This is a genomic window from Pseudomonas anuradhapurensis (assembly GCF_014269225.2).
GTDB lineage: Bacteria > Pseudomonadota > Gammaproteobacteria > Pseudomonadales > Pseudomonadaceae > Aquipseudomonas > Aquipseudomonas anuradhapurensis.
This window is the reverse complement of sequence record NZ_CP077097.1, coordinates 2,317,981-2,339,973: the sequence shown is the minus strand read 5'-3', so window position 1 is coordinate 2,339,973 and position 21,993 is coordinate 2,317,981. Positions and strand designations below refer to the sequence as shown.

General features: G+C 64.5%; 24 protein-coding genes. 14 read left to right on the top strand and 10 right to left on the bottom strand.

What is annotated here, in order from left to right; genetic code table 11:
- Nucleotides 1–6 precede the first annotated feature (6 nt).
- Nucleotides 7–720: a DUF72 domain-containing protein gene (locus HU763_RS10850; protein WP_186684780.1), complete on the bottom strand. Its 714-nt coding sequence runs from the start codon at nucleotides 718–720 to the stop codon at nucleotides 7–9.
- A gap of 147 nt (nucleotides 721–867) precedes the next feature.
- On the opposite strand from HU763_RS10850, the gene HU763_RS10845 reads away from it, so the two are divergent.
- On the top strand, nucleotides 868–1,011 hold the full coding sequence (locus HU763_RS10845; protein ID WP_170029570.1) for a hypothetical protein: 144 nt from the start codon (nucleotides 868–870) through the stop codon (nucleotides 1,009–1,011).
- Between the two features lie 3 nt (nucleotides 1,012–1,014).
- On the opposite strand, the gene HU763_RS10840 is transcribed toward HU763_RS10845, so the two are convergent.
- Nucleotides 1,015–1,311, bottom strand: coding sequence for a hypothetical protein (locus HU763_RS10840; protein WP_170029569.1), 297 nt, complete (start codon nucleotides 1,309–1,311; stop codon nucleotides 1,015–1,017).
- A 220-nt stretch (nucleotides 1,312–1,531) separates the two neighbouring features.
- On the opposite strand from HU763_RS10840, the gene cyoA reads away from it, so the two are divergent.
- Genes cyoA through HU763_RS10815 form a run of 5 tightly spaced genes read left to right on the top strand, consistent with a single transcriptional unit; the run spans nucleotide 1,532 to nucleotide 6,557 of the window.
- Entirely contained in the window at nucleotides 1,532–2,455 is a 924-nt protein-coding gene (cyoA, locus tag HU763_RS10835) for a ubiquinol oxidase subunit II (protein WP_186684779.1), read from the top strand.
- 5 nt (nucleotides 2,456–2,460) lie between these two features.
- On the top strand, nucleotides 2,461–4,434 hold the full coding sequence (gene cyoB / locus HU763_RS10830) for a cytochrome o ubiquinol oxidase subunit I (RefSeq protein ID WP_186684778.1): 1,974 nt from the start codon (nucleotides 2,461–2,463) through the stop codon (nucleotides 4,432–4,434).
- Between the two features lie 3 nt (nucleotides 4,435–4,437).
- A complete protein-coding gene (gene cyoC, locus HU763_RS10825) occupies nucleotides 4,438–5,049 on the top strand; it encodes a cytochrome o ubiquinol oxidase subunit III (protein ID WP_170029566.1) in 612 nt (203 codons plus the stop codon).
- On the top strand, nucleotides 5,049–5,387 hold the full coding sequence (gene cyoD / locus HU763_RS10820) for a cytochrome o ubiquinol oxidase subunit IV (RefSeq protein ID WP_170029565.1): 339 nt from the start codon (nucleotides 5,049–5,051) through the stop codon (nucleotides 5,385–5,387). The genes cyoC and cyoD overlap by 1 nt, the downstream gene beginning before the upstream one ends.
- Nucleotides 5,388–5,432: 45 nt before the next feature.
- A complete protein-coding gene (locus HU763_RS10815; protein ID WP_186684777.1) occupies nucleotides 5,433–6,557 on the top strand; it encodes a mechanosensitive ion channel family protein in 1,125 nt (374 codons plus the stop codon).
- 33 nt (nucleotides 6,558–6,590) lie between these two features.
- Here HU763_RS10815 and HU763_RS10810 read toward each other — a convergent pair whose 3' ends face one another.
- Together HU763_RS10810 and HU763_RS10805 are read right to left on the bottom strand one after the other, a co-directional pair.
- Nucleotides 6,591–6,809, bottom strand: coding sequence for a hypothetical protein (locus HU763_RS10810; RefSeq protein ID WP_186684776.1), 219 nt, complete (start codon nucleotides 6,807–6,809; stop codon nucleotides 6,591–6,593).
- A 298-nt stretch (nucleotides 6,810–7,107) separates the two neighbouring features.
- On the bottom strand, nucleotides 7,108–7,989 hold the full coding sequence (locus tag HU763_RS10805; RefSeq protein WP_186684775.1) for a LysR family transcriptional regulator: 882 nt from the start codon (nucleotides 7,987–7,989) through the stop codon (nucleotides 7,108–7,110).
- A gap of 112 nt (nucleotides 7,990–8,101) precedes the next feature.
- Here HU763_RS10805 and argC point away from each other — a divergent pair, with 112 nt between their 5' ends.
- Together argC and HU763_RS10795 are read left to right on the top strand one after the other, a co-directional pair.
- A complete protein-coding gene (argC, locus tag HU763_RS10800) occupies nucleotides 8,102–9,043 on the top strand; it encodes an N-acetyl-gamma-glutamyl-phosphate reductase (RefSeq protein WP_186684774.1) in 942 nt (313 codons plus the stop codon).
- A gap of 79 nt (nucleotides 9,044–9,122) precedes the next feature.
- Nucleotides 9,123–9,809, top strand: a complete 687-nt coding sequence (locus tag HU763_RS10795; protein WP_186684773.1) for a GNAT family N-acetyltransferase — start codon at nucleotides 9,123–9,125, stop codon at nucleotides 9,807–9,809.
- A gap of 48 nt (nucleotides 9,810–9,857) precedes the next feature.
- On the opposite strand, the gene HU763_RS10790 is transcribed toward HU763_RS10795, so the two are convergent.
- Genes HU763_RS10790 through HU763_RS10770 form a run of 5 tightly spaced genes read right to left on the bottom strand, consistent with a single transcriptional unit; the run spans nucleotide 9,858 to nucleotide 14,297 of the window.
- Nucleotides 9,858–10,613 carry an ABC transporter permease gene (locus HU763_RS10790; RefSeq protein ID WP_186684772.1) on the bottom strand — a complete coding sequence of 252 codons (756 nt, stop codon included), beginning with the start codon at nucleotides 10,611–10,613 and terminating at the stop codon, nucleotides 9,858–9,860.
- A complete protein-coding gene (locus HU763_RS10785; RefSeq protein WP_186684771.1) occupies nucleotides 10,613–11,818 on the bottom strand; it encodes an ABC transporter substrate-binding protein in 1,206 nt (401 codons plus the stop codon). The genes HU763_RS10790 and HU763_RS10785 overlap by 1 nt, the downstream gene beginning before the upstream one ends.
- On the bottom strand, nucleotides 11,805–12,626 hold the full coding sequence (locus HU763_RS10780; protein WP_186684770.1) for an ABC transporter ATP-binding protein: 822 nt from the start codon (nucleotides 12,624–12,626) through the stop codon (nucleotides 11,805–11,807). Before HU763_RS10780 ends, HU763_RS10785 begins: the two co-directional genes overlap by 14 nt.
- Nucleotides 12,623–13,687: an acyl-CoA dehydrogenase family protein gene (locus HU763_RS10775; protein ID WP_186684769.1), complete on the bottom strand. Its 1,065-nt coding sequence runs from the start codon at nucleotides 13,685–13,687 to the stop codon at nucleotides 12,623–12,625. Before HU763_RS10775 ends, HU763_RS10780 begins: the two co-directional genes overlap by 4 nt.
- Before the next feature lie 49 nt (nucleotides 13,688–13,736).
- On the bottom strand, nucleotides 13,737–14,297 hold the full coding sequence (locus HU763_RS10770; protein WP_186684768.1) for a carboxymuconolactone decarboxylase family protein: 561 nt from the start codon (nucleotides 14,295–14,297) through the stop codon (nucleotides 13,737–13,739).
- Nucleotides 14,298–14,399: 102 nt separating this feature from the next.
- On the opposite strand from HU763_RS10770, the gene HU763_RS10765 reads away from it, so the two are divergent.
- Nucleotides 14,400–15,347 (top strand): AraC family transcriptional regulator, encoded by a 948-nt coding sequence (locus tag HU763_RS10765; protein ID WP_186684767.1) that lies wholly within the window; start codon nucleotides 14,400–14,402, stop codon nucleotides 15,345–15,347.
- Between the two features lie 55 nt (nucleotides 15,348–15,402).
- On the opposite strand, the gene HU763_RS10760 is transcribed toward HU763_RS10765, so the two are convergent.
- Nucleotides 15,403–16,809, bottom strand: a complete 1,407-nt coding sequence (locus HU763_RS10760; protein ID WP_186684765.1) for a purine-cytosine permease family protein — start codon at nucleotides 16,807–16,809, stop codon at nucleotides 15,403–15,405.
- Between the two features lie 319 nt (nucleotides 16,810–17,128).
- Between HU763_RS10760 and HU763_RS10755 the strand changes: the two genes are divergently transcribed.
- The 5 genes from HU763_RS10755 to HU763_RS10735 all read left to right on the top strand — a co-directional run bounded on the left by HU763_RS10755 (nucleotide 17,129) and on the right by HU763_RS10735 (nucleotide 21,991).
- The gene (locus tag HU763_RS10755; protein ID WP_186684763.1) at nucleotides 17,129–17,614 is read left to right on the top strand and encodes a flavin reductase family protein; all 486 of its coding nucleotides are present in this window, start codon (nucleotides 17,129–17,131) and stop codon (nucleotides 17,612–17,614) included.
- An 84-nt stretch (nucleotides 17,615–17,698) separates the two neighbouring features.
- Complete coding sequence (locus tag HU763_RS10750; protein WP_186684761.1) at nucleotides 17,699–18,739, top strand: LLM class flavin-dependent oxidoreductase; 1,041 nt, start codon at nucleotides 17,699–17,701, stop codon at nucleotides 18,737–18,739.
- Nucleotides 18,740–19,019: 280 nt separating this feature from the next.
- Nucleotides 19,020–19,616, top strand: coding sequence for an amino acid synthesis family protein (locus HU763_RS10745; protein WP_186684759.1), 597 nt, complete (start codon nucleotides 19,020–19,022; stop codon nucleotides 19,614–19,616).
- 63 nt (nucleotides 19,617–19,679) lie between these two features.
- Nucleotides 19,680–20,513, top strand: coding sequence for an alpha/beta fold hydrolase (locus HU763_RS10740; protein WP_186684757.1), 834 nt, complete (start codon nucleotides 19,680–19,682; stop codon nucleotides 20,511–20,513).
- Nucleotides 20,510–21,991: an aldehyde dehydrogenase gene (locus HU763_RS10735; RefSeq protein WP_186684755.1), complete on the top strand. Its 1,482-nt coding sequence runs from the start codon at nucleotides 20,510–20,512 to the stop codon at nucleotides 21,989–21,991. Before HU763_RS10740 ends, HU763_RS10735 begins: the two co-directional genes overlap by 4 nt.
- Nucleotides 21,992–21,993 lie beyond the last annotated feature (2 nt).

Below are 21,993 nucleotides of genomic sequence, written 5' to 3'. Positions count from 1 at the left end.
TCTGGCTTAGCGCAGATAACGCTGCAGCCTCAAGGCATCGCCCAGCGCAGCGCCGGAGGCGGTGTTGTCGAAGATGCACCAGCTCGGCACGCCAGCGGCGCGGCTGCGCTGCAACTGCTCGGCCAGGCGTTTTAGGTAGTCGTCGGCGTAGGCGCTGTGATAGATGCGTGGTTCGCCATGCAGGCGCCAGTAGACCAGGCCCGGCCAGCCGGCTGGCTGGGCGTCGCTGGCGAAGCGTGCAGGGCTGGCGGCGACCTGGGCGATGTGCAGATCGACCAGCATCGAGTGTGCGCCTTGCCAGCTGGCGTGCCTGGGTTCCAGCGCCACCGGCCCGGCATAGCGGGCGCGCAAATCGGCAAAGAATGGCCAGGCGGTTTCGCGGGTGTAGTCCAGCGAGGGGGGCAATTGCACCAGCAGGCAGCCGAGCTGCTCGCCCAGCTGGCCGCACTGGGCGAGGAACGCTTCCAACGCTGGCACGGCCCCGCGCAGCCGCTGTTCGTGGGTGATGCGCTTCGGCAGCTTCACGGCAAAACGAAAATCCGCCGAAACGGACGCAGCCCAGCGGGCATAGGTACCAGGCCGATGCGGCCGGTAGAACGAGCTGTTGATCTCGACTGCGTTCAAGCCCGTGGCGTAGCGCTGCAGGTGGCTGCCAGGGGCTGGAAACTCATCAGCATACTGGCGAGGCAGGCTCCAACCTGCGCAACCCAGATGAATCATCGCGTCGACTCCCTGAATCTTCCCCCGTGACGGGGTCCTTCAATGGAACACTCCAGCGGGTACGACGTTCCATTGGCGACATCCAGTTGAACAGCTTGCGCGCCAGGGCGACCTAAGCCAGGTAACCAACCTGCAAGGAGCCACGCCATGATCGACCCCAACCACCCCGATCCGTATGTCGACGAGGTACCGCACAACCCCGGCGAACCTGTACCCAAGCCGGAGCCGGAACAACAGGCGCCCGACTGGCCGGAGGGCCAGGTGCCACCCGAGGAACAGTCCGACGGTTGAGCCTCAGCCACCGAGCGACTCGGCGCTGAACGCCCGGCGCTCGGCCGCTACCCGCCGGGCGCGCCCTACCCCCCACACCAGCGCCCGGCTCATGGTTTCGCCGGGGCGCCGGGCATAGGCGCGTTCGTATAGCGCCGTGCCGTCGGCCAGATACACGCCAATGAACAGCTGGGTTGCCCCGGTACGTGACAGGCGCGTCTGTACCTCCAGGCGGGTGTCGTCGTCGAGGGTTTCCTCGTGGACCTGATGGTGCAGGATCGGATCGCACCAGCTGCGGTACGTCTCGCCTCTCTTCTTCATGGGGCAGCCCTCGTGGGTGGTGTCTTCCATAGATCGTCGGGTTCCGCTGCCCAGTGCAAAAACAATCCGAACCATCAGACAGCCGGCTGGCTGGACCAACGTTGCCCACTGCCAACCACCGCTCGTCGCCTATGCGCAGATTCCATACAACCTTCCCCCGCCTGCCCTTCTTCTAACTCAACAAGCCTGAACATTCGGTAACACAATACGGGACAAACACATGGCAAAGGCATATACGGAAGCCGCCAGGCTGCTCGGCCTGCTGGTGCTCGGGGGCATCACGCTGCAGTTGTCGGGCTGCGACATGGTGCTGTTCAACCCCAAGGGCCAGGTCGGCCTGGAGCAGCGCAACCTGATCATCCTCGCCACGCTGCTGATGCTGATCGTGGTCCTCCCGGTGATGGTCATGGCATTGGTGTTCTCGGTGCACTACCGGGCCTCCAACGTCAAAGCGCGGTATACACCGGAGTGGAGCCACTCGCGCGCTATCGAGCTGGTGGTCTGGGGCGTGCCGCTGCTCATCATCATCGTCCTCGGTATCGTTACCTGGCGCTCCACCCACGCCCTGGACCCCTACCGCCCGCTGCAGTCCGAGGCCCGCCCGATCAAGGTGCAGGTGATCGCCACCGACTGGAAGTGGCTGTTCGTCTATCCCGAACTGGGCATTGCCTCGGTCAACGAACTGGCCATGCCGGTGGACACGCCGGTGGACTTCCGGGTGACCTCGGACGGGGCCATCACCTCGTTCTTCATCCCCGCCCCGGGCGGGCAGATCTACGCCATGGCCGACATGCAGACGCAGCTGCACCTGATCGCCAACCATGCCGGCAGCTATACCGGCATCGCCGCCAACTACAACGGCCCCGGTTTTTCCGACATGCACTTCAAGGCCCTCGCCCTCGACCCGGCCGGCTTCGACGCCTGGGTGGCCAAGGTGCGTGGTTCGCAGCGCCGCCTCGACCAGGCCAGCTACACGCAGTTGGCCAAGCCCAGTGTCGCCCACCCGGTGGAGCACTACGCCGCGGTCGACACGCAATTGTTCCAGTCGCTGATCGACAAGTACCAGGGCGTCAAGCGCTCGCGCGAGGTCGAGCGACGCCTGAGCGACCCACAAGGTGATGCGCCACAACCCGGCAAGGAGTAACGCACATGTTCGGAAAACTGACCTGGGATGCCATCCCTCTCGGCGAGCCCATCATCATGTACACCCTGGCGGTGGTCGGGCTGATCGGCATCGGCGGCGTGGGGGCGATCAGCTACAAGCGCAAGTGGACGTACCTGTGGCGGGAGTGGTTTACCTCGGTGGACCACAAGCGCATCGGCGTGATGTACATCGTGGTCGCCCTGGTGATGCTGCTGCGCGGTTTCGCCGACGCGCTGATGATGCGCACCCAGCAGGCCATGGCCGCCGACGGTTCGCCGGGCTACCTGCCGCCGGAGCACTACGACCAGATCTTCACCGCCCACGGGGTGATCATGATCTTCTTCATGGCCATGCCGTTCGTGGTCGGCCTGATGAACATCGTGGTGCCGTTGCAGATCGGTGCGCGCGACGTGGCCTATCCGTTCCTCAACGCGGTCAGCTTCTGGCTGTTCGTTGCCGGTGCCCTGCTGGTCAACATTTCCCTCGGTGTCGGCGAGTTCGCCCACACCGGATGGGTCGCCTACCCGCCATTGTCCGGCATCGGCTACAGCCCGGGCGTCGGCGTGGACTACTACATCTGGTCGCTACAGATATCCGGCATCGGCACCTTGCTCACGGGCCTGAATTTCTTCGTCACCATCCTCAAGATGCGCACCACTGGCATGACCCTGTTCCGCATGCCGGTGTTCACCTGGACCGTGCTGTGCACCTCGATCCTGATCCTGGCGGCCTTCCCCATCCTCACCGCGACGCTGTTCATGCTCAGCCTGGACCGCTACCTGGGCATGCACTTCTTCACCAACGAGCTGGGCGGCAACCCGATGATGTACATCAACCTCATCTGGGCCTGGGGCCACCCGGAGGTGTACATCCTGATCCTGCCGGCCTTCGGCATCTTCTCCGAAGTGGCCTCGACCTTCTCGCGCAAGCGCCTGTTCGGCTACTACTCGCTGGTGTGGGCGACCATCGTCATCACCGTGCTGTCGTTCATCGTCTGGGTGCACCACTTCTTCACCATGGGCGCCGGGCCCAACGTCAACGCGTTCTTCGGCATCATGACCATGATCATTGCCGTGCCGACCGGGGTGAAGATCTTCACCTGGCTGTTCACCATGTACCGCGGGCGGGTGCGCTTCGAGACCCCGATGCTGTGGACCGTTGGTTTTATCGTCACCTTCAGCATCGGCGGCATGACCGGGGTACTGCTGGCGGTGCCAAGTGCGGACTTCCTGCTGCACAACAGCCTGTTCCTGATCGCGCACTTCCATAACGTGATCATTGGCGGTGCGGTGTTCGGCTACCTGTGCGGCCTCACCTACTGGTTCCCCAAGGCCTTCGGCTTCAAGCTCTACGACCCGCTGGGCCGTGCGGCGTTCTGGTGCTGGCTGGTCGGCTTCTACTGCGCCTTCATGCCGTCCTACTTCCTTGGCTTCATGGGCATGACCCGGCGCCTGAACCACTTCGACGTGCCGGAATGGCGGCCGTTGCTGCTCCTGGAGATGCTCGGCGTGCTGATCATCCTGTGCGGCGTGGCCTGCCAGGTCATGCAACTGGTGGTGAGTATCCGCAAGCGCCACGAAAACCGCGACCACACCGGCGACCCGTGGGACGGCCGGACCCTGGAATGGGCCACCGCCTCGCCGCCGCCGTTCTACAACTTTGCCGAGCAACCCGTGGTACATGGCATCGATGCCTATTGGGGGATGAAGGAGAAAGGCGTGAAAACCCTGGTGGAGGCGGACTTCCGCAAGATCCACATGCCTTGCAACACCAGCCTGGGCGTGGTGCTTGGGGCACTCTCGACGGTGATGGGCTTTGCCCTGGTCTGGCACATCTGGTGGCTGGTGATCGCCAGCCTGCTGGCCACGGTGGCGACGCTGGTGGTGCGCAGCTATGACCAGCACACCGAATACTACGTGTCGGCCGAGGAAGTCGAGCGCGTGGAAACCGAACGGCGGCAACTGCTGGCGGAGGCCTGAACCATGTCCCATATCGTGCTGAACGAAACTGCCCACCAGCAGGAGCAAGGCTACGAGGATGCCGGTTCCCTGAGCCTGTTCGGCTTCTGGATCTACCTGATGACCGACTGCATCCTGTTCGCCACGCTGTTCGCCACCTATGCCGTGCTGGGCCAGGCGGTGGCCGGCGGGCCGAGCGCGGCGGACATCTTCGAGCTGCCGTATGTACTGGTCGAAACCTTCCTGCTGCTGTTCAGCAGCATCAGCTACGGCTACGCCATGCTGGCCAACCACCGCAAGGACAAACGCCGGGTGCTGCAGTGGCTCGGGGTGACCTTCCTGCTCGGCCTGGGCTTCATCGCCATGGAGCTCAACGAATTCCACCACCTGATTGCCGAAGGTGCCGGCCCGCAGCGCAGCGCGTTCCTCACCGGCTTCTTCACCCTGGTCGGCACCCATGGCCTGCATGTGCTGGTCGGCCTGGTGTGGATGGCCTTGCTGATGATCCAGGTGCAGCAGCGCGGCCTGTGCTGCGTCAACTCCACACGCCTGAGCTGCCTGAGCCTGTTCTGGCACTTCCTCGACATCGTGTGGGTGTGCGTGTTTACCGTCGTCTACCTGTTCGGGGTGATCTGATGTCCAGTGAAAGCCAGGTCCACAGCAGTGCCGGTGCCAGCCAGAGCAGCCACCAATCCTACAACGTGGGTTTCCTGCTGGCCGCCATCCTCACCCTCGTGCCCTTCGGGCTGGCCATGTACCCGAGCCTGCCACGCCACCTGACGTTCCTGCTGGTGCTGGTCTGCGCGGTGGTGCAGATCCTCGTGCACATGCTGTTCTTCCTGCACCTGACCACTGCGCGGGAGCAGCGCTGGAGCCTGGTGGCGCTGGTGTTCACGGTGGTGATCATCGTGCTGCTGGTGGGGCTGTCGTTGTGGATCATGTACTACGTGCACGCCAACATGCTGGGTCTGTAGGCCCGGCCCCTGTCACCCGACCCTGACGGAAGGAGGCAAGCCCTCATGAGTGACCGCATCATCGCACTGTTCGCCGAGACCACGCTGTTCGGCATTTCCATCCTCAACCTGTTGCTGGCATTGGCCGTTTCCATCGTCACCTTCCTGGTCGCGCGGGCGGCCATCAGCTTCGTGCTGCGCCGGGTCCGGCGCTGGTCCGAACACGACGGCGTACTCAGCCAGGTGCTGGCCAAGGTGCTCGCGGGCACCAGCAATTTCCTCTTGTTGCTCGCCTCGTTGCTGGTCGGCCTGAGCATGCTCGACCTGCCCGAGCGCTGGCTGACGCGGGTCGGCAGCCTGTGGTTCGTGGTCGCGGCGTTGCAGATTGGGTTGTGGGCCAACCGGGCCATCGGCCTGGGCCTGAGCCGCTACTTCGCGCGGCACAGCAGCAGTGGGCTCAACCAGGGCAGCGCGCTGGCCACCTTGTCAGCCTGGGGCGCGCGGGTATTGCTGTGGTCCGTGGTGCTGCTGGCGATGCTGTCCAACCTGGGCGTCAATATTACCGCCTTCGTCGCCAGCCTGGGTGTGGGCGGCATCGCCGTCGCGCTGGCAGTGCAGAACATCCTCGGTGACCTGTTCGCCTCGTTGTCGATCGCCGTGGACAAGCCCTTCGAAGTGGGCGACTTCATCGTCATCGGCCCGCTGGCCGGTACGGTGGAACACGTCGGGCTGAAGACCACGCGCATCCGCAGCCTGGGTGGCGAGCAGATCGTGATGGCCAACGCCAGCATGATCAGCAGCACCATCCAGAACTACAAACGCCTGCAGGAGCGGCGCATCGTGTTCGAGTTCGGCCTGTCGTACGACACGCCCACCGAGGCGGTGAAGAAGGCACCGGCGATCGTCGAGGAAGCCATCAAGGCGCAGGACCAGGTCCGCTTCGATCGCGCTCACCTGCGCGGTTTCGGCAAGGAAGCGCTGGAGTTCGAGTGCGTGTACATCGTCAAGGACCCGGGATACAACCTGTACATGGACATCCAGCAGGCCATCAATTTCCACCTGCTCGAGCGCTTCTCGAAGATCGGCGCCCAGTTTGCCGTGCCGGTACGCGCCATCAAGGTCACTGCCCTGCCAGAAGAGGCCCGTGTCCAAGGGCAGGGCCGCGGGAGCCTGGGTATTCGTGGAGCATGAGGGGGCGTCTTGCCCCGTTCATGCCTTTGAGCTTCAGGGCTGCTGATAATGCCCCGGCGAAGTGCCGGGCTGATGATCGTGCTCCAGGCGCTGGACCTGCACATCGGTGAAAGAGGTTGCCTCGTTACGGTGCAGGCCCTGCAGGTAATCGCGTGCAACTTCTCTGCTCAGGTCCTCTTCGTCACTGCGCAACTCGCACGTGCCCGGTTGGTTGTCGAGAATGTAGCTGATCAGGTACAGGTACTTGGCCATCGAATAAGCTCCCACTTGGCTGGATGTAGAACGCACGACGCACTGGGTAGATCCAGGGTCGGGTGATTCCGTTCAAAACCGATGACGGCTGGCCGCAATACGTCCAGCTCGGTGCAGCGCCAACTCGAAGCAGGCGCAGTGCACACCTGTAGAGCGGATTTATCTCGCGAAGCAGGCGACGCGGTAGGCGCTGCCGGCTGTGCCGTTGAGCGCGGCTGAAGCCCACAGGATCACCACTGCCCCAAAACTTGAGGGGGCCTGTGGGAACTGGCTTGTCGGCGGCTGGGCTGCACAGCCCCTACTGCCGAAGCTGCTCCAATGCCTGCAGCACATACCCCGTGGCCCGCTCCACCTGCCCTTTGCGGCAGGCGATACCGAGTTGCCGCCACAGCCCCGGGCGCAGCGGCCGGCGGACGATACGCCGGTCCAACTCTGCCGCCTCGCCTTCCTGCGGCAACAACGTTGCCCCGTACCCGGCCCCGACCAGGCTCTTGATCGCATCGTTATAGTTAAGCTCGATGCGTGCTTCGGGGTACAACCCTGCCGCCGCGAACCATTCGCCAGTCACCCGCGACAGCTGGGTACTGCTGTCGTTGAGGATCAATGCCCGTTGCGCCAGCCAGGCCGGCGTGACTTTGGCCGGCGGCTGCCAGTCGGCCGGCACATAGGCCAGGATCGGGTCGCGCCGCCAAGGGATGACTTCAAGCCCTTTGCCAGCCACCTGCGGCAAGGCGACCAGGCCGATATCCAGGGTGCCCTCGCGCAAGCGAGCCAGCGAGGCCTGGGACGTCAGTACCTGTACTTGCACATCGATGCCCGGGTGCACGGCACGCAAATGCTCCAGCGCTTGCGGCAGCAGGTGGGCAATGGCACCGGTCGAGGCGCCCAGGCGCACCCTGCCGGTCAGCCCCTCGACCTGCCGGCGCACTTCATCCAGCGCCTGATCGGCATCGGCCAACAGGCGCCGAGCGCGGGCCAGCAGGGTTTCGCCGATGGCGGTCGGGCGCACCTGGCCGCGAGCACGGGTGAGCAACGGCGCACCGATGCGCGCCTCCAGCTCGGCCACGTGCAGGCTGATCGTCGGCGGCGCCAGGTTGAGCTGGCGGGCGGCCTCGGCAAACGAGCCGAGATCGGCAATCACCACCAGCGTGCGCAGGCGGTCGAGGCTGATTTCGCGCATATCAAGGGCCGTCTTGTTCAGTAAAACTGAAGGTTGTCGTCATGATATTCAAATTTCCTTTATCAACGCCACAGGCGAGCATAGGCCATCCTTCCCTGAGCGGACGCTGACCATGCACACCCCTGTTGTCTTCATCGACGGTGACCAAGGCACCACCGGCCTGCAGATCCACGCGCGCCTGCAAGGCCGCCGCGACCTGAGCCTGCTGACCTTGCCGGATACCGAACGCAAAGACCCGCAACGCCGCCGCGAGGCAATCAACAGCGCCGACATCGCCCTGCTGTGCCTGCCCGATGATGCCGCACGCGAAGCGGTGGCAACGATCGAAAACCCGCAGGTGCGGGTGATCGATGCAAGCTCTGCGCACCGCACGAGCCCAGGCTGGGTCTATGGGCTGCCGGAGCTCGACGAGCAGCAAGCCGAACGCATTGCCTACAGCAAGCGCGTCAGCAACCCCGGCTGCTACCCCACCGGGGCCATCGCCCTGCTGCGGCCACTGATCAAGGCTGGCCTGCTGCCAGCGGATTACCCGTTCAACATCCACGCCATCTCGGGTTATTCCGGTGGTGGCCGCGCGGCAGTCGAACGGCATGAACAGCCCGGCGCCGACAAGGCCCCGACCTTGCAGCTGTATGGCCTGGAGCTGGCGCACAAACATGTACCGGAAATCCAGCAGCACGCCGGGCTGTCGGCACCGCCGATGTTCATGCCCGGTTACGCGGCCTACCGCCAGGGCATCGTGCTGAGCATCCCGCTGCAGTTGCGCCTGCTGCCCGGCCAGGTCAGCGCCGCGCAGCTGCAGGCTTGCCTGGAGCAGCATTACCAAGGTGCCCGCCACGTCCAGGTCATGCCCCTGCATCAGCACGGTGCAGCGCCAACGCTGGACCCGGAGGCCTTGAACGACAGCAACGACCTGCGCCTTGCGCTGTTCGCCAACCCCGGACATGGCCAGGTATTGTTGACCGCCGTGTTCGACAACCTCGGCAAAGGTGCCTCGGGTGCGGCAGTGCAAAACCTCGACCTGATGCTCGGTGCGATGCAGCTACAAGGCTGATGGGTAAAACCGGTTAGACTACAGGGCCCGCGCCTGCACGGCGCGAGCCATCTATCCAACCGCCGGAGCCCGCCCCCCGATGTTCATCCTGAGCCGCCTCGACAGCGTGCCGCCCGAATCCTTCCAGAACCAGATCCGCGAGCTGGTGATCCACAATGTCGGCGCACTGAGCAGTGTTGCCATCAGCGCCGACAACCCGCTGTATCCGCTGTACCAGTACGGCGTCGGCATGGAGGTGCACCAGTACCTGCAGGCGCTGGACGGCAGCCGCGGCCTGGCCGTGGCGCTGACCCTGGCGCTGGATGCCGAAGCGCCGGACCAGTTGCTGGGCTTTGCCCTGTCACTGCCAGCCGAGGATGACAGGCAGGTGTGTGCGCTGGCCTTTCTGGCCGTGCGCCCCAGCCATCGCCGCCAGGGCATCGCCCGCGCCCTGTTGGCCGAGCTGCAGGCACGCCACGCCTGTGTCGAACTGAATGCCTTTGCCAGCCAGGTGCCGTGGTTCGAGGCCATGGGCATGCAGGTGGTGGCCGCCAATGGCCCACAAGTGCTGATGAGCAGCACCGGGCGCGCCAGCGGTGCGTTGATCGGGCGGTTGGACATCGCGCCGATCTACCAGACGGCCGAAGTGATGCAGATTCATACCTACCTGCTCAACCAGCAAGGCGAGGAGGCAATGGTCGAAGCGGAACAGAAACGTGATGAGCGGCTGGATGAGTTGACCGCTGAGGCACAGGCATGTGTGCGCCAGCGCAATACCGTGCACTGAACCACGGGCCTCTTCGCGGGTTTACCGGCGAAGAAGCCCATCGGCCCTTCAGCCATGTACCCAGCGCCGATGCAACCCACGCGCCAAGGCATCCAGTACGAACCCCAGCACCCCGATCAGCAGCACCATGGCCATCAGCTCGGAATACGCCAGGCGGTCGCGGGTATCGAGAATGAAATACCCCAGCCCGGCGCTCACCCCGAGCATTTCGCACGGCACCAGCACGATCCACAGAATGCCGATGGCCAGGCGCACACCGGTGAGTACATGGCCGATCACCCCCGGCACGATCACCTTGCACAAGGTTTCCCAGCGCGTGGCACTCAGGCTGCGGGTCAATTGCAACCAGCGTGGGTCCAGCTGCCGGACCCCGGCGGCGGTATTCAGCAGGATTGGCCATAACGCGGCAAATGCCAGCAGGAAATAGATCGGCTGGTCACCCACGCCCATCAGCATCACCACCACCGGCATCCACGACAACGGCGAGATCATGCGCAAGAACTGGAACGCCGGCGTGGTCGCGGCCTCCAGGTGCCGATAGCTGCCCACCAGCAAGCCCAGCGGCACCCCGATCAACAGCGCCAGCAGCAAGCCGATCAGGATACGCTTGAGGCTCACCCAGATATGCCCGTAGACCTCGCCCTGCCCCAGCAGCTCGACCAGGCTGGCCAGGGTCGCCTGGGGCGAGAAGCGTGCCGACAGGCCATCGGCCGCGCCGAATACCTGCACGCCCGTCCACCACAACAACAGCAACCCCAGCAGGCCGGCCAGGCCGAGACCGGCATGTACGACATGCTTGCGCATCAGACCGCGAACTCCTCGCTACGCTGGTAGTTCTCGGCAATGCCGAACACCGAGGGGCCACCGACGGCGGCGATGGCGTTGCGCACGAAGCGATCGTCAACCAGGTCGCGGGCGGTGTGCGCCGGGTCCAGGCTGGCAAGGAAACTGTGCTCGCCCTCGATCAAGGTGTGCTTGAGGCGCTTGACCAGCTCTTGGGTATAGCTGGGGTACGGGTAGGGCTGGAAGTCGATGCGCTTTTCATCCCACTGCCGATGCTGAATCGCCCCACTGGCAATGTAGCTGGCGCGGTCGTCGGCAGCCGGGGCCAGCACCTTGGTCAGCACCGCCGGTTCATGCGGCGTGTACTTGTTGGGGCCGGCCTTGGACAACAGCGCCGCCGCTTCGGCGCGGTGGTCGCGGGTCCATTGCTGGGCCTTGACGATGGCGTTGACCACCTTCTGCGACCACTCCGGGCGGTTGTTCAGGTCATGTTCATGCATGAACACCACGCAGCAGGCGTGGTTACGCCACACATCGCCGGTGAAGCGCTGCACACGGCCGACCTTGAGATTCTCGGCCAGGGCGTTGAACGGTTCGGCGACGATATAGCCGGCGATGCGCTTGCTGGCCAGGGCCGGCGGCATGTCCGAGGGCGGCAGCACCAGCAGGTTGACCTCGTTGGCCGCAAGTTGGGTGTCGGCGGGCTTCGACACCGGCGTCAGGCCGTTGTCGCCGAGCATCTGCTGCAGCACCACATTGTGGATCGAATACCAGAACGGGATGGCTACGGTCTTGCCGCCCAGTTGCTTGATGTCGGTGATATCCGGCGCCACGGTAAGGCCCGAGCCCCCCACATGGTTCCAGGCCACCACCTTGGCCGGCACTTTGCTGGCATAACGTGCCCACACAGTCATCGGCGACAGCAGATGGATGACGTTGACCTGGCCCGAGATGAACGCCTCGATCACTTGCGCCCAGCTGCGCAGCAGCACCGGGCGCTCGGCCTTGATGCCTTCGGCCTCGAACAGGCCGTTGTTGTGCGCCACCAGCAACGGCGTGGCATCGGTGATCGGCAGGTAGCCGATACGCACCGGCGCGTCCGGTTCGGCGGCGGCACGGGCCTGCAGGCTGGACAGCAGCGGCACGGCCCCGGCAGCCGTCAGCATGGCGCTGAGCTTGAGGAAATCACGACGCGAGGTGGAGGAACAGCAGTCATCCATGCACATGTGCAGGCTCCGAAGGCAACGAGGTAGAGGAAGATGCAGCGGCGCGGCTGGCCCGCCGAAGGGTCTTGAGGATCTCGATTCGCAGAGCGCCCAGTTCCTCGACCCGCTGCGCGCGCGGTTGTGGCAGGTCGATGTGCCATTGGCCGAGGATGTGCGCCGGGTGATCGCCCAGCAGCAGCACCCGGTCGGACAACGACAAGGCTTCGTCGATATCGTGGGTAATCAGTACGGCTGCGGTGTTGTGGGTGGCGATCAGCTGCAGCAGCAGTTGCTGCATGTCGGCACGGGTCACTTCGTCGAGCGCACCGAACGGCTCGTCCAGCAACAGCACCTCAGGCTGGCGCGCCAGGCAGCGTGCCAGTGCGGTGCGCTGGGCCATGCCGCCGGACAACTGCGCCGGGTACTGGCTGCGCGCATGGGCCAGGCCCACCGCGCTGATGGCATGGTCGATGCGGGCATGGCGCTCGGCTGCGGCCAGCCTGGGCTGGCGGGCGAAATCCAGGCCAAAGGCGACGTTCTTTTCCAGGCTCAGCCAGGGCAGCAGGCTCGGGTCCTGGAAGGCCACCGCCAGGCGCGGATGGGGGCCTTGCAGCGGCTCGCCGTGCAGCGTCACGCTGCCGCCATGCGGTGGCTGCAGGCCGGCCAGCACCCGCAGCAGGCTGGACTTGCCCACCCCACTGGGGCCGAGAATGGTCACCACCTCCCCTGGCGCCAGTTGCAGGTCGAAGTGCGCCAGCACTTGCTGCCAGCCGCCCTCGCGCGGGTAGCCCAGGCTGATCCCGCGGGCTTCGAGCAACGCCCGGCTCATGTGCTGGCAGCCTGGCGATGCAGCTCGGCACGCAGCTGCACCAGGCTCGGGGTAACGATGGGCACGAACGCCGACTCGCGCCAGCGGCGCGCGAAACCGGCACCGAACTCATCGAGATACGCCTTGCCGCCGCTGGCTTGCAGCTCCAGCTGCACGGCATCGGCAGCACATTCAGCGAGGATGATGCGCAACTTGAACAACGCCGCCGGCTGGCTCTGGAAGCGCCCTTCGAGCAGACCCTGCTTGAGCTCGGCCACGGTGTTTTCCAACCGCTCGTGGAGGACCTGGCGATGCTCTTCGAGGAACGACAGCCGCCCATGGAGGTGATCGTGCACCTCGTGCAGCGAACGCCGCGCCAGGCCGATGGCCATGCCGCACTGCAAGGCAAGAAATGCCGGGCGCACCTTGGGCAGGAACTCGCGGGCATTGTCGTGCAGCAGCCAGTCACGGCCGAGCTCTACCTGGTGGAACGCCAGCGCTGCGGTATTGCTCGATTGCAGGCCCATCAGCTCCAGGTCATCAGAACGCTCCAGCCCCTGGCTGTCGGAGGGGATGGCCAGCACGAAGGGCGAACCACCAGCATCGTCCTCGATGGCTGCGGCCACCACGAACCCGCTCTTGCGCAGGTTGGTCACCCAGTGCAGCCGGCCTTCCAGTGTCCAGCCCGTCGCCCCGGGGCGGCCACGCACTTGCAGCGCCTCGATCCCGGAGAGGAATTTCATGGCGTTGGACAACCCGGTGGCCCCCGCCAACTCGCCGGTCAGCAGGCCGGGCAGCAGGCGCTCACGCAGGGCCTGGTTAGGGCTTTGCAGCAGGTATTCGATGAACGCCCGCTGGCCCCAGCAGACAAAGGCTGCGGCCAGTGAGCGGCTGGCGATGGCGGCGATGGCCTCGACCGTATCGGTGACCGCGCCACCGTTGCCCCCCAGTACGGGGTCGACGCCAATGCGCAGCAGCTGCGATTCGGCGATGTGCGCCAGCACCAGTTGCGGGTCGCACTGCCCCTGGTCGATTGCCTCGGCATTGGCATCCAGCCAGTGACGAAATGCAGCATCAAGCATGTCCCTACTCCTTTTGATTTCGCAGGCGCCACCAGCGCCAGGCGCACAGTTACGCGGTTGGCTGCCAGCGGTACTTGCTCAGCTCGTCGTTGAGCGGCGTCTGGGCGAACACATTAGCAAAGTTGCACAGGGTTGCGAGGCTCACCCCCAGAATCACTTCCAGCGCGTTACCTTCGCTGAAACCGGCCGCGCGGAAGGCCTGGTAAGTGGCCTCGCTGACATTGCCACGGGTGGCGATCACCTCGCGGGCAAAAGCGGCCAGCGTTTCGTAACGCGCATCCGGCAGTTCGCCACGGGCACGCAGGGCATCGACCACCTCCGGCGGCAGCTTGGCCTTGTTCAGCGCCACAGCGGTATGGCCGGCCACACAGAAGTCGCAACCATGCTGGGTGGCGGCAATCAGTTGCACCACTTCGCGCTCGGCCAGGCTCAGGTCGGCCTTGCCGTTGAGTGCCGAAACGGTCATGTAGGTTTCCAGTGCCGCGGGGGCGTTGGCCAGCACCCCCAGCAGGTTGGGGATGAAGCCGGAGTTCTTCTGTGCGTTCTCGAGGAACGGGCGGGCCGCTTCCGGGGCGCTCTGCAGGGTGTGTAAAGTAACTCGCGACGACATGCGGTGATCTCCTCTGATGGGTGTCACTACAGTCTGTTGGTTATAAGCATTACGCTCCATATTCATCAGTCGCCTTTCCTTGCTCTTGAGTCTTTGCATTAGATGATTTCGTCCAGCCACCTTGTCGATGGGTTATTAGAGGGCCTGAACCTGGATGCCAGCCTGTTTCATGTCGGCCGCTACTGCGGCGGCTGGCACGCCAGCACGCAAGGCATGGGCCGCGCCAGCTTCCATTTGGTGGTCCAGGGGCATTGCTGGCTGCACATCGACGGCCAGCCCGATGCCATACGCCTGGCAGCCGGCGATGCGGTATTCCTGCTGCGCGACCTTGGCTATCGCCTGGCCAGTGAACCAGACCTGGCCGCTGCCTGTGCCCAGCCACGCCAGCCCATGCAGCCGCTGGACGCCGAGGCAGTCGATGGCGTGGGGCTGGTGTGCGGCTTCTTTCACTTCAAGCCGGGTTTGTCATCGCTGATCGTCGAAGGCCTGGCCGACTGGATACTGCTGCGCGCCGACGAACCGGCTGGCCATGCAGCGCGGGCGTTGTTCGAGTTGATCCTGGAGGAATGCCGGCGTCCCGCCGGCCCGTCGCAAACCTTGCTGGAGCGGTTGACCCACCTGCTGTTCCTTTATGTGCTGCGCCAACAGGTGCATACCGGGCGCCCATTGGGCGGGTTGGTCGCGCTTGCCCGCCAGCCGGCCTTTGCCGGGTTGGTCGCGCTTGCCCGCCAGCCGGCCTTTGCCGGGCTGCTGGCGCAATTGATAGAGCAACCGGGGCAAGCCTGGACGCTGGCCAGCATGGCGGCCTGCACCGGGTTGTCACGCTCGGCTTTTTTCAAGCGTTTCAATGAACTGTCTGGGCAGTCCCCAGGGCAGGTGCTGCTGGCGCTGCGCATGCGCCATGCCAGCCAGCTGCTGCAGGCGGGGCGCACCGTCGAGCAAGTAGGCGCACAGGTGGGGTATCAATCGGTCGCGGCGTTTACCCGGGCGTTCGCCAAGGCGGTAGGTATGCAGCCGGGGGCGTATCGGCGCCAGCATGAAGGGCGCTGAGCCTTGTTGCGCCGGCGATGGGCTGCAACGCAGCCCCTGTTGCTACAACTGTCTATCAGTCATTGACACTCACTACCCGCCCCGCCTTCTCGCCAGCGTTGCCACGAGTGGCCAGGCAGTAATACAGCGGCACCGTCACCAGCAAGCCGAACAGCCACGACAGGTCGGCCCCTTCGATGATGTTCGAATACGGCCCCACATACAGCGAGGTATTGGCAAACGGCAGCTGCACCAGGATGCCGCAGGCGTAGGCGATGATCGCGTGGTGGTTGAAGCGGCCATAGATGCCGCCGTCGGCACGGAAGATCGAGGCGATGTCGTACTGGCCTTTCTTGATCAGGTAGAAGTCGATCAGGTTGATCGACGCCCACGGCACCAGCACCAGCAACAGGGCCAGGATCAGGCCGATGAACTGGCCGATGAAGTCTGCCGAAGCATTCAGCGCCACCAGGCCACAACCCAGCAGAATCAACGCTGCCAGCATTACCCGCACCTTGATGCTCGGCGTCCACGCCGCGACGAAGGTCTGGATCGCGGTGACGATCGACAGCACCGCGCCATACAGGTTGAGGGCGTTGTGGCTGATGATGTTGAGCAGGAACAGTACCATCAGGATCGGGCCCAGCCAGCCGGTGGCCTGCTTGACTGCATCCATCGCATCGGTGCCCTCGGGCACGCACAGCACCGCCACTGCACCGAAGCTGAAGCACAGGATGGTGCCCAGGGTGGCGCCGAAATAGGTCGCCCAGAACGGTTTGGCAATGCCTACTTCACGCGGCAGGTAGCGCGAGTAGTCGGAGGTGTACGGCGAGAAGCTGATCTGCCAGATGGTGCCCAGCGACACCGTGGCGATGAAGCCCGACAGGTTGAATGCGCCACGGCTGAAGAAATCGGCCGGCAGCGCCTGGGCGAACATCATGATGAAGCCGGCCAGCAGCGCCGAGCCCATCACCCAGGTACCGATGCGGTTGAGCACGTGGATGAAGCGGTAGCCGATCACGCCGATGGCAGTGGCGCTCAGGGCGCCGATCACGATCGCGCCCGGCATCGGCACGCCCGGGGCAATGCCATGGATGGTCTTGCCTGCCAGGACGATGTTGGAAATGAAGAAGCCGACGTAGATCAGCGCCGTGAAGAACACGATCAGCAGTGCGCCGTAGCGGCCGAACTGGCCACGGCTCTGCACCATCTGCGGAATGCCCAGCTGCGGTCCCTGCGCAGAGGCCAGGGCGATCACCACGCCCCCGGCAAGATGGCCCAGCACGATGGCGACCAGCCCCCACAGCAGGTTCAGGTGGAACACCTGGACCACCATGGCGCCAGTGACGATGGGCAGTGGCGCGATGTTGGTACTGAACCAGAGGGTGAACAGGTCGCGCGCCTTCCCGTGGCGCTCGGCAGGTGGAACGTAATCGACCGTGTGGTTCTCGACAAACGGGTGTTGCGACGACGGTTGGGACATAGGATTTCAGCTCGAAAGGTCGTTTTTATCTTTGTAAGGAAACCGCATCAAGGCGGCCTCTCAGCTGCGGACCATATTATGGTATTCCAAACTTTTGACAACACTGATCCGCAGGAAAAACTGCCCACTGATCTGTTTGCAAAGCCATGGCGGCGAACCTGCTTGGCAGCCAAACCCGCAGCATTCGTGGCCTTGCGCCGCCCATCGCGATAACCGTGAGCGTGAAAATTCCGCTTGCAAAATAGGTATTACGGTATACCATCAGACACATCAACGATAAAAACCGCGGACCACCGCAGCCCTTCAGAGGTACACCCCGATGATCGACGCAACCGTCTACAAGCACGTCCTGGGCTCCTTCCCGTCCGGCGTTACCGTCATCACCACCCTGGACGACGACGGCGCGGTCGTCGGCCTGACCGCCAGCGCCTTCTCCTCGCTGTCGATGGACCCGCCGCTGGTGCTGTTCTGCCCCAACTACAGCTCCGACTCCTACCCGGTACTGATCCGGCAGAAGCGCTTCGCCATCCACCTGCTCTCCGGTGAACAGCAAGCCGAAGCCTATGCGTTCGCCAAGAAAGGCAAGGACAAGGCCAGCGGCATCGAATGGACCCTGAGTGAACTGGGCAACCCGATCCTGGCCGGCGCCACCGCGGTCATCGAGTGCGAACTGTGGCGTGAATATGAAGGTGGCGACCACGCCATCATGGTCGGCAAGGTGCACAACCTGATCGTCCCGGCGGAGGCGCCACGGCCAATGGTGTACTGCCGCGGCAAGATGGCCAGCCTGCCCGCCCTTGCCTGAGCCTGGCAGCCAGACGCAGGCCCGCTCCCACACTGAAGCCCGCTGCATTGGCGGGCGAAAACAACAAGCGTTGAGGAAAGCCCCATGAAATTTTCGTTGTTCGTGCACATGGAACGTTGGGATGAACAGGTCAGCCACCGCCAGTTGTTCGAAGACCTGACCGAACTGACCCTGATGGCCGAAAACGGCGGTTTCAGCACCGTGTGGATCGGCGAACACCACGCCATGGAATACACCATTTCGCCAAGCCCGATGCCATTGCTGGCCTACCTGGCCGCACGCACCGAAAAGATCCGCCTGGGCGCCGGCACCATCATCGCGCCGTTCTGGAACCCGATCCGGGTCGCCGGCGAGTGCGCCCTGCTCGACGTGATCAGCAAGGGCCGCATGGAAGTGGGCCTGGCCCGTGGCGCCTACCAGTTCGAGTTCGACCGCATGGCCGGTGGCATGCCGGCCACCGACGGCGGCAAGGCCCTGCGCGAAATGGTGCCGGCGGTGCGCAAGCTGTGGCAAGGCGACTACGCCCATGACGGCGAGGTGTACAAGTTCCCCATCTCCACCAGCGTGCCGAAGCCCTATAACGCCGTCCCGCCGATGTGGATCGCCGCCCGCGACCCGGACTCGCACAACTTTGCCGTGGCCAACGGCTGCAACGTGATGGTGACGCCATTGATGAAGGGCGACGAGGAAGTGCTGGACCTGAAGAACAAGTTCCAGGCGGCCCTCGACAACAACCCCGGCGTGCCGCGGCCACAACTGATGGTGCTGCGCCACACCCATGTACACAGCCCGGCCGAGCCAGATGGCTGGAAGGTCGGCGCCCAGGCCATCTCGCGCTTCTATCGCACCTTCGATGCCTGGTTCGGCAACAAGACCACCCCGGTCAACGGGTTCCTTGAGCCAAGCCCGGAGTCGAAGTTTGCCGAAGTGCCGGCGTTCGAGCTGGAGAACATCCGCAAGAACACCATGATCGGCACCCCACAAGAGATCATCGCCCGCATCAGGTACTACCAGGCGCTGGGCGTCGACGAGTTCAGCTTCTGGTGCGACAACAGCCTGCCGCATGCCGAGAAGAAGAAGTCGCTCGAGCTGTTCATCAAGGAAGTGGTGCCGGCGTTCGCCTGAATTCCCTTTGCCTGAATTATTGCGGGATGCGCCCGCTTGCGTGGGTCATCGTGGCCTGCGGGAGCGGGTTTTTTTTGGTGTGTAGGGCCTGGGTTTTGTGGGGAGGTTGAGATCGAGCGCCGCGCGGGCGGCGCTCGATCTCGACGACACCACAAAACCCAAGGCATCCCCTCGCCTTTCATCCCCCTCGCAAGAGAAATTTCGCGCCCCCTCTTGCACAACGAATATTATGGTATACCATCAGACAACAAGAGCTGATAACCCTCACCAGGAGCCATCCATGAGTTTCGAAATCCGCAAGATCGTCACCTACTCCGAAGAGACCCGCATCGAAGGCGGCAAGGCCACCGACAAGCCGGTGACCATGGTCGGCCTGGCCGTGGTGATCAAGAACCCATGGGCCGGTCGCGGTTTCGTTGATGATCTGAAGCCGGAAATCCGCGCCAACTGCTCGGACCTGGGGGCCCTGATGGTCGAGCGCCTGACCGCCGCCATCGGTGGTGCCGACAAGATCGAAGCCTATGGCAAAGCGGCCGTGGTCGGCGCCGATGGCGAAATCGAGCACGCCTCGGCGGTGATCCACACCCTGCGCTTCGGCAACCACTACCGCGAAGCGGTGCAGGCCAAGAGCTACCTGAGCTTTACCAACAAGCGCGGCGGCCCGGGCACGTCGATCCAGATCCCGATGATGCACAAGGACGACGAAGGCCTGCGTTCGCACTACATCACCCTGGAAATGCAGATCGAAGACGCCCCGCGCGCCGATGAAATCGTCGTGGTCCTGGGCGCTGCCGACGGTGGCCGCCTGCACCCACGCATCGGTAACCGCTACATCGACCTGGAAGAACTGGCTGCCGAAAAAGCCAACGCTCAATAACAACAACCAGGACGGGGCGTGACGTACCTACCCGCCGCGCCCGCCCCTGAAGGAGCGCCCTCCATGATTCAGCCTGTTGCTGAACGCACCCCCGCCGGCACCAGCTACCTGTCCGTTGGCCAGGGCCAACCCGTGGTACTGATCCATGGCGTGGGCCTGAACAAGGAAATGTGGGGCGGTCAGTTCGTTGGCCTGGCCAACGACTACCGCGTCATCGCCTACGACATGCTAGGCCACGGCCACAGCGCCCTGCCGGCCGCCGACATCGGCCTGGAAGGCTATGCCGCCCAGCTTGCCGAACTGCTCGACCACCTGCAGGTCGCGCAGGCCACCGTGATCGGCTTCTCCATGGGTGGCCTGGTTGCCCGCGCGTTCGCCCTGCATTACCCGCAGCGTCTGGCGGCACTGGTGATACTCAACAGTGTGTTCAACCGCACCCCCGAACAGAGTGCCGGGGTTATCGCCCGCGCCGCCCAGGCAGCCGAGCAAGGCCCCGACGCCAATGTCGACGCCGCGCTCGACCGCTGGTTCAGCCGTGAATACAAGGCTGCCAACCCGGCGCAGGTCGCTGCCATTCGCCAGGTCCTGGCCAGCAACGACCCGCAGGGCTACCACACCACGTATTCGCTGTTCGCCACCCAGGACATGTACCGCGCTGGCGACCTGGGCAGCATCCAGGTGCCGACGCTGATCGCCACCGGCGAGCTCGACTCGGGCTCCACCCCGGCCATGGCCCGCCAGCTCGCCGCCAGCATTCCGGGTGCGCACTGTGTGGTCCTTGCCGAGCAACGGCATATGATGCCGGTGGAAGCACCGCGCGAAGTCAACAAGATGCTGCTGGACTTCCTCGCGCAAGCCCGCACCCTCACCGAATCCGCCAAGGGGATTGTTGCATGACCCTCGTTCGTTTCCAGATGTGCATCGACGGCCAATGGCGCGATGCCCACAGCGGCAAGACCTTCGACAGCCTCAACCCGGCCACCGCCCAGGCCTGGGCGCAGTTGCCCGATGCCGACGAAGCCGATGTGGAGCTGGCCGTGCAGGCCGCCCAGCGGGCCTTCGACAGCCAGCAATGGCGCAGCCTCAGCGCCACCGCGCGTGGCAAGCTGCTGCGCCGCCTGGGCGACCTGATTGCCGAAAACAAGGAACACTTGGCGCAGCTGGAAAGCCGTGACAACGGCAAGCTGATCCGCGAAACCCGCGGCCAGGTCGGCTACCTGCCGGAGTTTTTCCACTACACCGCAGGCCTGGCCGACAAGCTCGAAGGCGGCACCCTGCCGCTGGACAAGCCCGACCTGTTCGCCTACACCGTGCACGAGCCGATCGGCGTGGTGGCCGGGATCATCCCGTGGAACAGCCCGCTGTACCTCACCGCGATCAAGCTGGCGCCGGCCCTGGCCGCCGGCAACACCATCGTGCTCAAACCGTCCGAGCACGCCTCGGCAACCATCCTCGAGCTGGCCCGCCTGGCCCTGGAAGCCGGCTTCCCGCCCGGCGTGGTCAACGTGGTCACCGGCTACGGCCCTAGCACCGGCGCGGCGCTGACCCGCCACCCGCTGGTGCGCAAGATCGCCTTCACCGGCGGTGCCGCCACCGCCCGCCACGTGGTGCGCAGCAGTGCCGAGAACTTCGCCAAGCTGTCGCTGGAGCTGGGCGGCAAGTCGCCAAACATCATCTTCGCCGACGCCGACCTGGACAGCGCCATCAACGGTGCCGTGGCCGGCATCTATGCCGCCTCCGGGCAAAGCTGCGTGGCCGGCTCGCGCCTGCTGGTGCAGGACGAGATCTTCGACGAGTTCGTCGCGCGCCTGATCGCCCGCGCCAAGCGCATCCGTATCGGCAACCCGCAGGACGACGCCAGCGAAATGGGCCCGATGGCCACCGCGCAACAGTTGGCCGTGGTCGAAGGCCTGGTAGCAGCAGCCAAGGCCGAAGGCGCCAAGCTGCACATGGGCGGCAAGCGGGCCGAGGTCGAGGGTGACGGCTGGTTCTACGAGCCGACCCTGTTCGAATGCGACAGCAACTCGATGACCATCATGCAGGAAGAAGTGTTCGGCCCGGTTGCTGCGGTGATCCGCTTCAAGACCGAAGAACAAGCCCTGGCCATCGCCAACGACTCGCAGTTCGGCCTGGCCGCCGGTATCTGGACCCGCGACCTGGGCCGTGCCCACCGCCTGGCCCGCGACGTGCGCTCGGGGATCATCTGGGTCAACACCTACCGCGCCGTCTCGGCCATGGCGCCGATCGGCGGCTTCAAGAACAGCGGCTACGGCCGTGAGAGCGGCATCGATTCGGTGCTGGCCTATACCGAGCTGAAGACGGTGTGGATCAACTTGTCCACCGCGCCCATGCCCGACCCCTTTGTCATGCGCTAGGA

Bases quoted from the DNA above. Each gene is read 5' to 3' on its own strand.
- HU763_RS10850 (WP_186684780.1), bottom strand. From the start codon at position 720: ATGATTCATCTGGGTTGCGCAGGTTGGAGCCTGCCTCGCCAGTATGCT.
- HU763_RS10845 (WP_170029570.1), top strand. From the start codon at position 868: ATGATCGACCCCAACCACCCCGATCCGTATGTCGACGAGGTACCGCAC.
- HU763_RS10840 (WP_170029569.1), bottom strand. From the start codon at position 1,311: ATGAAGAAGAGAGGCGAGACGTACCGCAGCTGGTGCGATCCGATCCTG.
- cyoA (WP_186684779.1), top strand. From the start codon at position 1,532: ATGGCAAAGGCATATACGGAAGCCGCCAGGCTGCTCGGCCTGCTGGTG.
- cyoB (WP_186684778.1), top strand. From the start codon at position 2,461: ATGTTCGGAAAACTGACCTGGGATGCCATCCCTCTCGGCGAGCCCATC.
- cyoC (WP_170029566.1), top strand. From the start codon at position 4,438: ATGTCCCATATCGTGCTGAACGAAACTGCCCACCAGCAGGAGCAAGGC.
- cyoD (WP_170029565.1), top strand. From the start codon at position 5,049: ATGTCCAGTGAAAGCCAGGTCCACAGCAGTGCCGGTGCCAGCCAGAGC.
- HU763_RS10815 (WP_186684777.1), top strand. From the start codon at position 5,433: ATGAGTGACCGCATCATCGCACTGTTCGCCGAGACCACGCTGTTCGGC.
- HU763_RS10810 (WP_186684776.1), bottom strand. From the start codon at position 6,809: ATGGCCAAGTACCTGTACCTGATCAGCTACATTCTCGACAACCAACCG.
- HU763_RS10805 (WP_186684775.1), bottom strand. From the start codon at position 7,989: ATGCGCGAAATCAGCCTCGACCGCCTGCGCACGCTGGTGGTGATTGCC.
- argC (WP_186684774.1), top strand. From the start codon at position 8,102: ATGCACACCCCTGTTGTCTTCATCGACGGTGACCAAGGCACCACCGGC.
- HU763_RS10795 (WP_186684773.1), top strand. From the start codon at position 9,123: ATGTTCATCCTGAGCCGCCTCGACAGCGTGCCGCCCGAATCCTTCCAG.
- HU763_RS10790 (WP_186684772.1), bottom strand. From the start codon at position 10,613: ATGCGCAAGCATGTCGTACATGCCGGTCTCGGCCTGGCCGGCCTGCTG.
- HU763_RS10785 (WP_186684771.1), bottom strand. From the start codon at position 11,818: ATGTGCATGGATGACTGCTGTTCCTCCACCTCGCGTCGTGATTTCCTC.
- HU763_RS10780 (WP_186684770.1), bottom strand. From the start codon at position 12,626: ATGAGCCGGGCGTTGCTCGAAGCCCGCGGGATCAGCCTGGGCTACCCG.
- HU763_RS10775 (WP_186684769.1), bottom strand. From the start codon at position 13,687: ATGCTTGATGCTGCATTTCGTCACTGGCTGGATGCCAATGCCGAGGCA.
- HU763_RS10770 (WP_186684768.1), bottom strand. From the start codon at position 14,297: ATGTCGTCGCGAGTTACTTTACACACCCTGCAGAGCGCCCCGGAAGCG.
- HU763_RS10765 (WP_186684767.1), top strand. From the start codon at position 14,400: ATGATTTCGTCCAGCCACCTTGTCGATGGGTTATTAGAGGGCCTGAAC.
- HU763_RS10760 (WP_186684765.1), bottom strand. From the start codon at position 16,809: ATGTCCCAACCGTCGTCGCAACACCCGTTTGTCGAGAACCACACGGTC.
- HU763_RS10755 (WP_186684763.1), top strand. From the start codon at position 17,129: ATGATCGACGCAACCGTCTACAAGCACGTCCTGGGCTCCTTCCCGTCC.
- HU763_RS10750 (WP_186684761.1), top strand. From the start codon at position 17,699: ATGAAATTTTCGTTGTTCGTGCACATGGAACGTTGGGATGAACAGGTC.
- HU763_RS10745 (WP_186684759.1), top strand. From the start codon at position 19,020: ATGAGTTTCGAAATCCGCAAGATCGTCACCTACTCCGAAGAGACCCGC.
- HU763_RS10740 (WP_186684757.1), top strand. From the start codon at position 19,680: ATGATTCAGCCTGTTGCTGAACGCACCCCCGCCGGCACCAGCTACCTG.
- HU763_RS10735 (WP_186684755.1), top strand. From the start codon at position 20,510: ATGACCCTCGTTCGTTTCCAGATGTGCATCGACGGCCAATGGCGCGAT.